Genomic DNA, 10,497 nt, shown 5'->3' on the forward strand with positions numbered 1-10,497 from the left:
AGGGCAGATAGATTATCACGATCAGCACATCTACGCCTATGAACTGTTTGGTTTTCCGCGAAAGGATGAGTTGGAGATAGGCCCCAAGCGAAAAGGCAAATCACGTCGTGCCCAGCAAGACTATGTGCACGACATCGCGGCGGTGTTTCGCAACTTCCTGCCCTATCTAAAACCGAATGCGAAGGTCTTTGTGGTAGCCAACGACCGATTCCACCTGTACCCGGAGATCGCTCGTCTTAGCGGTTTGCGGATTGTGGATGAGTATCATCGCGCGGTTACGAAACGCACGGAACAGGGTGATGATCCCTATTGGGAGACAGTCTTTCTCATGAGGAGAATGTAACTGAGCCTTAGAGAAACATAGCCTGCTACCCCGGAAAGCAGCTGAGGAGGGTTTGTAGGGTTTCGGAGAGAGTGCTTGTCTCGTTGAAACGTTGTTGTAGGAAAGCGTTTACCTGCTCGATGCGGGCACGAGCCTGATCGATCTTTGGGTTACTTCCTTCCACATAGGCACCGATATTGATGAGGTCTTCCGCGTTTCGATAGGTGGCGAGGGTTTCTCGAAGGCGTTCTGCTGCCCGAAGGTGCTCTGGACTGACGATTTGTGGCATAACGCGGCTTACGCTCTGCAAAACATCTATCGCCGGATAGTGGCCGCGCTGGGCCAATTCTCGTGTAAGCACGATATGGCCGTCGAGAATGCCGCGAACGGCATCTGCTACCGGTTCGTTCATGTCGTCGCCCTCCACCAGAACCGTGTATAGCCCCGTGATGCTGCCTTTTTCTGCTGTGCCGGCGCGTTCTAGAAGACGGGGAAGCATGGCAAAAACGCTGGGGGTGTAGCCGCGCGTGGCCGGCGGCTCCCCAATGGCCAGGCCAATCTCGCGTTGGGCCATGGCAAGGCGCGTGATCGAATCCATCATAAGTAAGACATGGGCGCCCTGGTCTCGAAAGTATTCGGCGATGGCGGTCGCTACGAAAGCCGCTTTAATCCGCACCAAGGCCGGCTGATCGGATGTGGCCACGACCACGACAGACCGCTGAAGACCCTCTGTACCTAAACTTTCCTCAATGAAGTCGCGTACCTCACGCCCACGCTCCCCCACGAGGGCGATCACGTTGACATCGGCATTGGTGTTGCGGGCGATCATGCCAAGCAGCGTGGATTTTCCCACACCGGAGCCGGCAAACACGCCCATGCGCTGACCTCGGCCCACGGTGAGGCATCCATCCAGAGCGCGCACCCCTACCTGCAGGATTTCGCAAATGCGCGGGCGCGTAAGAGGGTTGGGTGGATTCGCGTTCACAGGGACAACGGCGGGAAGATCGAGGGGAGGGCCACCATCAATGGGATATCCTAGTCCATCGAGCATGCGCCCTAGCAGGCCTTCGCCCACCATCACTTGGAGAGGACGTCGTGTGGCCACCACCTCGCTGCCGGGGCGAATGCCCTCCATAGGGCCGATGGGCATAAGGAGCACACGCCCTTGACGAAAGCCCACCACCTCCGCTTTGATGGGGGGGCGCGCCGGATCGTAGAGATTAGCGCGGTCGTAGTAGATGTCGCAAAGCTCACCTACCATGGCCGGCGGGCCATTGGACTCGATAACAAGGCCGATGACCTGTACCACTTTTCCGTTCTGCCGCACCGGGTCGAAGCGCGCTATGCGCTGCCGATAGCGCTCCAGGTTCACCGGATTGGGAGGGATAGGCGGTAGGTCAAGGATTTTTCCTTGCATCGTGGCTATTCCTCTCCCTCAGTAGGTGGGGGCGAAGGGGGCACGTCGAAAAAGGGGTTTAGCTCCGCCAGCTGGGTTTCGATGCGGGCATCCACATTACCGTTTGGCGTCTCTACAATGCACCCGCCGTCGCCCACACGGCGGTCGCTGATGATCTCCACATGGGGCAGATGATCGAGCATTTCGAGCAGTTCCTCACGGTGGCTTCGCACGGTCTCTAGGTCGCGTGGGCTTACGCGAATGCAGAGAGAGCCGCTATCGGCTACCCGTAGCAGCGCGTTCTTAATGACGGATAGCGCCACCTCCTTAGAGGCTTCTACCTCTTGCTTAATCACTTTGCGCGCCAACTCGAAAACCAGCTGAACCACCTGCGGCTCCAGCTCCTCCCAAATGCGACGACGCTGGGCCTCCACAGATTGAACAAAGTTTTGAAGGTCTTGACGCAGCGCTTGGCGCTCCGCCTCTGCTTGGCGGGTTAGCTCGGCACGAACCTCTGCTTCCCCCTTGATTTTGCCGTCGTAATATCCCTTCTCGAACCCTTGACGGTAGCCCTCCTCCTCCAAAAGTTTGGCTCTGTTTTGGGCTTCATTCAGCAGCGCCTGGGCAGCCTGCTCGGCCTCCTGGCGAATCTGGGCGATTTCGGGTGGTTCTGTGATGGCTTTTGCCTGTTGGCGGCGCAGCTCTTCGGCCATCTCCTCCACCGGTCGCAGCGGAAGGGGAGTGGCGTGCGCTCCGGAGGTTGGTGGTGGGGGGACGGATTCAACGGTCACGCTTGCTCCGTCTTCTAGCTTGGGCGCCAGCATCTGAAACCAGTTTACGGGCGTAGGAGATGGTGCCGATTTTACCGAGATACGGGGTGCCGTCAGCGGTCGGAAGTCGAGGTTTTCCGCTTGCGAAGGTTCGGCTGACATTATATGATAATCTCCTCACCGCCGCCGCGTGCAATGACGATCTCGCCGGCCTCTTCCAGACGGCGAATGATGCCGACGATGCGCTGTTGTGCCTCTTCTACATTGCGTAGGCGCACCGGCCCCATAAACTCCATATCCTCTTTGAGCATGGTGGCTGCACGCTCGCTCATGTTCTTGAAGATGCGGTTCTGTACCTCTTCACCCACTCCCTTAAGGGCGAGGGCCAGCTCCTTGGTATCCACTTCCCGAAGAACCTTTTGAATGGAGCCGTCGTCGAGCAGAACGATGTCCTCAAACACAAACATAAGCTTTTTAACCTCTTCGGCCAGGTCGGGTGTGGTTTCGCTAAGGTTTTCGAGGATGGTTTTTTCGGTGGTGCGGTCAACCCAGTTGAGTATCTCCACGAGGCTTTTAACACCACCGACCGAAGTGAGGGCCGAGGAGACCACCGAAGTAGAAAGCTTACGTTCGAGCACGCGCTCTATCTCTCGAATGACCTCAGGTGGGGTGCGATCCATAATAGCGATGCGTCGGGCAACCTCCGCCCGCAGTTCCTGTGGTAGGCCGGAGAGCACCGTTGCCGCTTGGTTTGGGTTCAAGTGCGATAAAACGAGCGCAATGGTCTGCGGGTGCTCATCTACGATAAAGGAGAGCAGTTGGGAAGGATCGGTCTTTTTAACAAAATCGAAGGGCATCACCTGCAGCGCCTGTGAGACACGGCTGACAACCTCATTGGCCTTATCGGCACCAAAGGCCGCCTCAAGCGCTTTGCGGGCCTGATCGATTCCACCTTCCGCAATGACCTCTTGGGCGAGGCACATCTCATGAAATTCGGCGATGATCTGGCGACGGGTTTCCGAACTTACTCGGCCCAAGCGGGCCACTTCGAGAGTGATGTTCTCGATTTCATCCTCGCGTAGATGTTTAAAGACACGGGCGGCGGCCTCTGGGCCTAGAGCCACCATCAGCACGGCGGCTTTTTGACGGTTGGTTAAATTGTTCGTTTGTGCGCGTGGCATAGCTTCCTTTTCCTTAAACCAGGCTAGTTTTCATCGCCGAGCCAGCTCTTCACGAGCATGGCGACCATCTCCGGTTTGGAGCGCGTGAGATGAAGAATGCTTTCGAGGTTGGCATCGAAGGCCTCTTCGATAACCTCAAAGGTCTTCGGAGTGTTTGAACCGGGAACAAGTGGAATAGGTCCTTCCTGACCCGGCAGCGATTCGGGGGCGCCGTCGCGCGATTCGGTGGGTGCCGCCGAACCAAGGGCGCCCGCCGGTAGGCTGCCCCCGCCGGCCAGAGCAAACTGGCCTTCGGCAACGGTGCCAGGCCGTCGGAGAGCGCGAGCAAGCATCCAAACCGCAAACCCCATGATAAGGAAGGGAATAAGCACGGCGAGTAGATGGCGCATGTTGGCTGCGCTGGTCGCAGCCGCAGCCGCTTGCTCTTCGGCTTTCTCGGTGGAGTGATCGAAGGGGACGGCGCTGACGGCCACTTGACGCGAGTGCGTTGGGTCGTTGGGATCGTAGCCGATAGCGGTCTGCACCATCTGGGTGACGGTGGCGATGGTGGATTGCAGCTGATCGGCAGGAATTTTGGAGGAATCGAGCAGAACGCTTACGTCCAAGCGCTTGATCTGGCCCGGAGCAACCGTTGTATCCACGGTGCTTGTGGTGGGCTGATAGGTGGTGGTGGTGGTTTCATGGGTGTAGTTGCTGTTAGGGCCGGTGGTGGCTGCCATGTAGTTAGGTACGCCGGGGCCGTTGGGCTGTGCGGCTGCGATATTGCCGGCGGCGCCTACCTGAGCGCGCGGGATGGCGGTGCCTTGACCGTTAAGCTGCTCGGTCTCATCGTATTTGGTGACCGGTGCGCCTGGAGTGGTGGTTACAATATGGCGTTTTTCTTGATCGTTGCTCAGCTCTTCATGTACTAAAACGATGGAGCGATGGGGGCCTAAAGCCCTGTCGAGGGCGGCTTGTAGATCGGCACGCTCTTGCATCTGTTGTTCGCGCGCCTGTTTTTCCAGGTCATCCACCTGACCACCGGCCATATGAAGACCATCCCAAAGCAGGTCGCCGTTGGAGTCGACCACGCTGATGTTTTTGTCGGAGAGACCGGTAAAGGCCATTTGAACGAGGCGTACGATAGCGCGCACGTTTTCGTCGGAAAGCTGATGCCCGGGTTTGAGGGTGAGAAGCACAGAGGCCGAAGAGTCGTGGTGATCGACCAATAGGGGGCTGTCGTCTGCCGGGGCATAGTGCACCACTGCGGAGGCGATATCGTCCATGCTCATAATGGTGCGTGCGATGCGGTCTTCACGAGAACGGCGGATGCGGAGGTCTTCAATCTCCTGCGGCTCGCCCATGTGGGAGGAGTTGAGGATGTCATCGGCTCCGTTGAGTGTGCTGGAAGATTGTGCCGGCAGGTTTTGACTAAGCAGTTTCATCTGCCACTCGTCGTGGTCTTGGGCTGGCACTTCAATGGCCGTGCCACCCTGCGTGAGGCGATAGGGGACGTGCGCCTCCTGTAGTTTCTCGGTGATCGCGTTTGCATCTTGGGCAGAGAGGTTAGAGAAAAGCGGCACGAATTCGGGGGTACTCGCCCAAGAGAGGAAGCCGATCAGCGCGATGATCGTGCCCAGAGAGGCAGCGACAAAGATAATCTGGTTGGTGCGGCCTAAACGTTCCCACCATTCTCTAGCTCGGTTCACGGTAATAACTTCCTTCCTACACCTTTCTGCAGTGCGCTTGCATTCTTAATGAGCTACACGGCTGCTATACGTTGAGACTGATGATCTGTTGATAGGCATCTAGCAGGCGATTACGCACCTGCACGGCCAAGTCGAGGGCCACAGAGGCCTCTTGAGAGGCGATCATCACCTGGTGAACGTCGAGCGGTTCACCGGCAGCGAAGCGTGCAGTAAGGTCATCGGCGTGCAGTTGAGCATGGTTTACTTCGCTGATGGCCTCACTGAGAAATTGACCAAAGCTCTTCGCCGGAGCGGAGGTCTCTCCTAGCCCGGTAGGCGCCGAAGAGAGACCTGCCGATTGCTGCACGGCGGGAGCAATGTCAAAAAGCGGGGTTGGAGCATCCATACGCATGAGAGGTTCTCCTTGCAATTACGCGCGGCCGATGTCAATGGCGCGGGTCTGCATCTGTTTTGCGGCGTTGATGGCGGTGACGTCGGCTTCGTAAGCACGTGAGGCCGAGATCATGTCCACCATTTCGATAATAGGGTTCACGTTGGGCATGCGCACGTTGCCGTTAGCATCGGCGTCCGGATTGCCCGGATCGTGAATCACTTTGTAGGGTGTTGAGTAGTCCGGTTGAATGGAGGTCACCTCCACACCGGCTCCTGGAGCTTCGTCTTCGGGGCCGCCGCGCAGAGCGATGAGCATTGCATGGAAGCTATCTCCACCGGGCTGGCGTTCGGCTAAAGTGACGATCTCTCGACGATAAGGCTGGCCGTTAGGGCCGCGCGTGGTATCTACATTGGCGAGGTTGTTGCTGATCACATCGAGGCGCAGACGCTCTGCAGTGAGACCTGAGGCACTTATCTGCATTGCCGAACCGAGTGACATGGTGTTTCCCCTCCTTGAGCTGATGTCTTAGCAATTAGCGTCCGTTGATCACGGTTTTGAGATTGGTAAACTGGAGAGATACTGCCGTTGCTAGGGCATCATAGCGAATGGCATTCATGGCGAGTGCCACGCTCTCCGATTCCGGGTCTACGTTGTTGCCGTCGGTGCGGTCGGTTGTGGTGTTGACGGTGTAGACGGTCGGTTGAATAGAGGAGATGGGGTGCGGATCGAGAGCGGCGAAGGGAGTATGGCGTATCTCCAGGGCGCTCTGCAAAGCCGACTCAAAGCTGACGGCCTGACGCTTGTAGCCGGGCGTATTGACGTTGGCCAGATTGTTGGCGATGACCTGTTGACGCAGGGCTGCCGCGTTCAGAGCGGCTGTCGCCGCCTGAAAAGCGTCGCCACCAAAGAGCATGTCAAGCATGGGTTTCTCCCTTTACGGTGGGTGCTGAGCACCTTAGAAACGAAAGTCGGTTGCCACGTTCTAATGTGGGCTTCACCGGAATTATTGGTTATCTAAAGTGCGAACCTCAGGGAGAATTTTCGCCCCGCTCGGCGTCTGTGGCGGCGAGCGCTTCGGCTTGTAGCGACTTGTAGGCCTCGCGAATACGTCGCACATGATAGGCCACGTTGGCCGGCGAGCACCCCAAAATCTCTGCAACCTCCCGCGCCGTGTAGCCCTCGAGAAGCGCTCGCAGAATGCGCTGCTGCAGTGGGGTGAGCAGCTCCATGAGGGCAATGAGATCGAAGGTTGCCGTTGGGTCGAAGGAAGGGGATTCGAGGTATCCCTCCGGTATCGGCACGGTATGGGCGCGCCAGTGAGCGCGAATCGTGTCGAGCATGCGCCATCGTGCGCGTTGCAGCAGGTGTTGTTCCGGGTTGCCGATACGCAAGTCAAGGCGCGGCAACATCTCAAGAACGGCTACCCAAGCTTCTTGGCGCAGGTCATCGCTCTCAACGCCCGAAATACGCCCGAAGTAGGCGGCCATTCTTTCAATACGCTGTTCAATCGCATCTATGAGTTTTTGTTGGGTAGAGGCGTCGAGACACCCCCGTAAAGCCGTTTCCATAGTTCAATTCCTTCTCGAAAATCACGCAAACAAAGAACGCTAAACGAATGAAGAGTTGGGAGAGGTCTCTAACGGTCGCAGTGTTCGCAAATTCGCTTCGTTCCCGTTACCGGTGAGAGCGGGGAGGAGCACGCGCCCAATGTTTGCTTCGAGAAGGCGCTTTTTCGGGGGCGCCCTCAGAGGAGTGTCAGAAGAGGTAGTAGGAGCGCTCGCTACGACCGGTAGGACCGGAGACCCGCGGTTGTGCATTGCCGTTAGGCAACGCCATGCCGTCGAACACCTTAAACCATAGCGGTGTTCGACGCCGATGCGGCACCACAAACCGTTTTAGGCATAGCCTCACGTCCACCGTCGTAGCTTCCTTTCTAACAAGTGCGCACGTTCGCAGGCGAACGCGCATCAAACTTTATTCTATCCTATATCGTTGGAAATTGGCAAATTGTTAAAAGACGGCTCAAAAGCATGATACAGGGGCGAAGGGTGTTGTAGGGTAGTATTATTTCATTAGAGCTTTATTCGGTAGCTCTGAAAGGAGTGGAGAGATGTTCCACAAAAAAACAACGCTCTATGCCTCCCGCAGCGCCTTTACGCTCATTGAGCTTCTTGTTGTCATCGCAATTATTGCGCTACTTGCTGCGCTCCTCTTTCCCGTCTTTTTAACCGCTCGTGGAAAAGCTAGGGAGATCGCCTGTCTTTCTAACCTGCATCAGCTCGGCTTGAGCATCGGCATGTACATGCAAGATTACGACAGCTACTATCCTTATATGGTAGACCCTGCCGACCGCTATACCCCGCAAATTTGGGGAAGCGACCCCAGCTTTATGGCACAAATTCCCACCATCACGCCGCTTCAGGTGGCCTTATTTCCTTACACGAAGTCAAAGGAGGTCTTTCATTGCCCCGCCGATACGGGGTTCGATGTGGAAGATTTTACCGGCCTCTATATTGACCCCAACGGAAACCCGCCCAATGCCAATCCATCTAGCTTTGCAAAGTTTGGGACGAGCTACTACTATCGAACCGAGTTGGCCGAACGCCACGCTACCGACAGCATGTTGCAGCACCCTGCCGAAGTCAACGTGCTTTTCGACGGCGCCGGGAAATGGCATGGCAGCCTCATTCCGCGTGTATGGCGTTACAACACACTTTTTGCCGACGGCCACGCCAAAAACATCACCTACGATCAGCTCAATACCTACTGGGCAATGCCTTTATGAGCGACTGCGTCGTTTTGCGGGCTAACTGGGTGTTACCGGTAACCCACCCTCCTATCGCCCATGGCGAGGTGGTGGTGGAGGAGGGACGAATCGCGGAGGTGCGACCGGCTCGTGGCGTTTTAGATGCGCGCACAGGGCGCGACTTTGGTGCAGCCGTAATCCTGCCGGGGCTGGTTAATGCCCATACCCATCTGGATTACACACTGTTCCGTGGACTTGTGGAAGACCGGGAGTTTTTTGCTTGGATTCGGGAGTTGGTGAAGCGCAGTCGTCTGCTTTCTGAAGAGGACTGGCGCATTTCCGCAATGTTGGGGGCTGCGGAGGCGGTGGCTGGCGGCATAACGGCGATTGGCGACTGTACGCCAACCGGCGCCTCGTTAGAGGCGGCAAAAACGTTTGGGTTAGGCGGAGTTATCTATCAGGAAGTGTTTGGCATTGGGGAAGAGCAGTCTGTCGAGGAGACCATACGGGAGCTGGCGCAAAAGGGTGCCGCTCTAAAGAAAGAAAGCACCGGTAGTCGTTTGACGGTTGGTATCTCTCCTCATGCGCCTTATACCGTACGGCCGGCTTTGTTTCAAGCGCTGGCCCGCTGGGCAAATCAGAACCAGCTACCTATTTGCATCCATGCTGCCGAGTCGCGCGAGGAGCTAGAGCTGTTGCTGGAGGGGCGTGGGGTAATGGCGCAAAGTTTGAAGGAGCGCTGTATCTCCTGGCATATCCCGCGCCAAAGCGTTGTTGCCTATCTAGACCATTTGGGCATTATTGGTGCGCAAACGCTTTTGGTGCACGGAGTGAACGTTTCGGCTAAAGACTGTGTGCTTGCCCAACAGCGACGCGCGGCCTGGGTGCACTGTCCAAAGTCGAATGCGAAGCTGGGCAACGGAGTAGCCCCTCTGGCCCTCCTCTGTCCTCTGCATGAGGCGGAGGCACGAATTGGGTTGGGCACCGATAGTGTGGTAAGTAACAACACTTTAGATATGTTCGAGGAGATGCGTTTTGCCGTTCTCCTACAGCGCGCTGCCCGCCGACGCGTAGATGCGTTGACAGCGAAGCAGGCTATAAGCCTAGCCACGTTGGGCGGAGCCCAAGTGCTGGGGCTGAAGGATGTTGGTTCATTGGAAGTGGGCAAGCGAGCCGATCTCTGCGTGGTGCGCCTCGATAGACTGCATGCCATGCCAAATTACGATCCTTATAGTGCTCTGGTCTACACAGCCCACGCCTCCGACGTGGTATTGACGATGATTGATGGGCGCGTGCGCTATGATGCCGCCCTTCATGCAGAGATGAAATACCGTTTCCCTGAAAACGATTTAGCACCGCTCTTTGCATCTCTGCCTCACCTAACGGCGTGTTTGCAGGCATCACTCGGTGCTTAGAGACCGTTGTTTTTCTTGCTGATGCGGCGCTCCGCGAAAACCCTCTAAAAATTACGGGGCGATCCTCCGAAAATCATTGCGGAACAACCAAAACTTCTCTCTTTCCCGACAAACACACTGGGTTGTTCGAGATTCTAAACTAACGCTTCGCCGGCAGGAGGCCGGCAAACGGCCGAATAGGCCAAAAGTAAATTCACGGAGGATCGTTTATGTTACAGCTCAACACCAATGTAACGGCGCTTAACGCCCTTTACAACCTAAACCAAGTCTCCGATGCCGTCGCCAGCAGCATCCAAAAGCTCTCCAGCGGACTGCGCATCAACTCCGCCGCCGATGACCCCGCAGGCCTCATCATCTCCGAAAACCTGCGCGCTCAAGTCACCGGCCTCAACCAAGCCATCGCCAACGGGCAAGACGCTACCAACCTCATCAAAACCGCCGACGGCGCCCTCTCCGAGGTCAGCAACCTCCTCAATAACATCCGACAACTCGCCGTCCATGCCGCCAACACCGGCGTCAACGACATCACCGCCGTCGAGGCCGACCAAACCCAAATCAACTCCGCCGTCCAGTCCATCGAGCGTATCGCCGAACAGACCCAGTTTG

Annotated in this window: 11 protein-coding genes and 2 pseudogenes; 4 read left to right on the forward strand and 9 right to left on the reverse strand. The window is 56.8% G+C overall.

The features are described 5' to 3' along the window. Positions 1–343: pseudogene (locus VKV18_RS06500) on the forward strand (hypothetical protein); the annotation flags it as partial. Between the two features lie 25 nt (positions 344–368). Here VKV18_RS06500 and fliI read toward each other — a convergent pair. The 9 genes from fliI to VKV18_RS06545 form a co-directional block, all read right to left on the reverse strand. Continuing rightward, on the reverse strand, positions 369–1,739 hold the full coding sequence (gene fliI / locus VKV18_RS06505; RefSeq protein WP_324203400.1) for a flagellar protein export ATPase FliI: 1,371 nt from the start codon (positions 1,737–1,739) through the stop codon (positions 369–371). 5 nt (positions 1,740–1,744) lie between these two features. Further along, positions 1,745–2,650: a FliH/SctL family protein gene (locus VKV18_RS06510; RefSeq protein WP_324203401.1), complete on the reverse strand. Its 906-nt coding sequence runs from the start codon at positions 2,648–2,650 to the stop codon at positions 1,745–1,747. Then, complete coding sequence (gene fliG, locus VKV18_RS06515) at positions 2,650–3,669, reverse strand: flagellar motor switch protein FliG (RefSeq protein ID WP_324203402.1); 1,020 nt, start codon at positions 3,667–3,669, stop codon at positions 2,650–2,652. The genes VKV18_RS06510 and fliG overlap by 1 nt, the downstream gene beginning before the upstream one ends. Before the next feature lie 23 nt (positions 3,670–3,692). Further along, entirely contained in the window at positions 3,693–5,357 is a 1,665-nt protein-coding gene (fliF, locus tag VKV18_RS06520; protein ID WP_324203403.1) for a flagellar basal-body MS-ring/collar protein FliF, read from the reverse strand. Between the two features lie 64 nt (positions 5,358–5,421). Beyond that, entirely contained in the window at positions 5,422–5,748 is a 327-nt protein-coding gene (gene fliE / locus VKV18_RS06525; protein ID WP_324203404.1) for a flagellar hook-basal body complex protein FliE, read from the reverse strand. A gap of 18 nt (positions 5,749–5,766) precedes the next feature. Then, entirely contained in the window at positions 5,767–6,228 is a 462-nt protein-coding gene (gene flgC, locus VKV18_RS06530; RefSeq protein ID WP_016482600.1) for a flagellar basal body rod protein FlgC, read from the reverse strand. A gap of 34 nt (positions 6,229–6,262) precedes the next feature. Continuing rightward, entirely contained in the window at positions 6,263–6,652 is a 390-nt protein-coding gene (gene flgB / locus VKV18_RS06535; RefSeq protein WP_324203405.1) for a flagellar basal body rod protein FlgB, read from the reverse strand. Between the two features lie 106 nt (positions 6,653–6,758). Next, a complete protein-coding gene (locus VKV18_RS06540) occupies positions 6,759–7,298 on the reverse strand; it encodes a sigma-70 family RNA polymerase sigma factor (RefSeq protein WP_324203406.1) in 540 nt (179 codons plus the stop codon). 187 nt (positions 7,299–7,485) lie between these two features. Continuing rightward, positions 7,486–7,647: a hypothetical protein gene (locus VKV18_RS06545; protein WP_324203407.1), complete on the reverse strand. Its 162-nt coding sequence runs from the start codon at positions 7,645–7,647 to the stop codon at positions 7,486–7,488. Positions 7,648–7,840: 193 nt separating this feature from the next. Here VKV18_RS06545 and VKV18_RS06550 point away from each other — a divergent pair, with 193 nt between their 5' ends. From VKV18_RS06550 to VKV18_RS06560, 3 genes and pseudogenes are all read left to right on the forward strand, one after another. Continuing rightward, a complete protein-coding gene (locus VKV18_RS06550; protein ID WP_324203408.1) occupies positions 7,841–8,515 on the forward strand; it encodes a type II secretion system protein in 675 nt (224 codons plus the stop codon). Next, positions 8,512–9,891: an amidohydrolase family protein gene (locus VKV18_RS06555; RefSeq protein ID WP_324203409.1), complete on the forward strand. Its 1,380-nt coding sequence runs from the start codon at positions 8,512–8,514 to the stop codon at positions 9,889–9,891. Before VKV18_RS06550 ends, VKV18_RS06555 begins: the two co-directional genes overlap by 4 nt. A 209-nt stretch (positions 9,892–10,100) precedes the next feature. Then, positions 10,101–10,497 (forward strand): annotated as a pseudogene (locus VKV18_RS06560) (flagellin); the annotation flags it as partial.

Source organism: Chthonomonas sp. (genome assembly GCF_035294505.1).
GTDB lineage: Bacteria > Armatimonadota > Chthonomonadetes > Chthonomonadales > Chthonomonadaceae > Chthonomonas.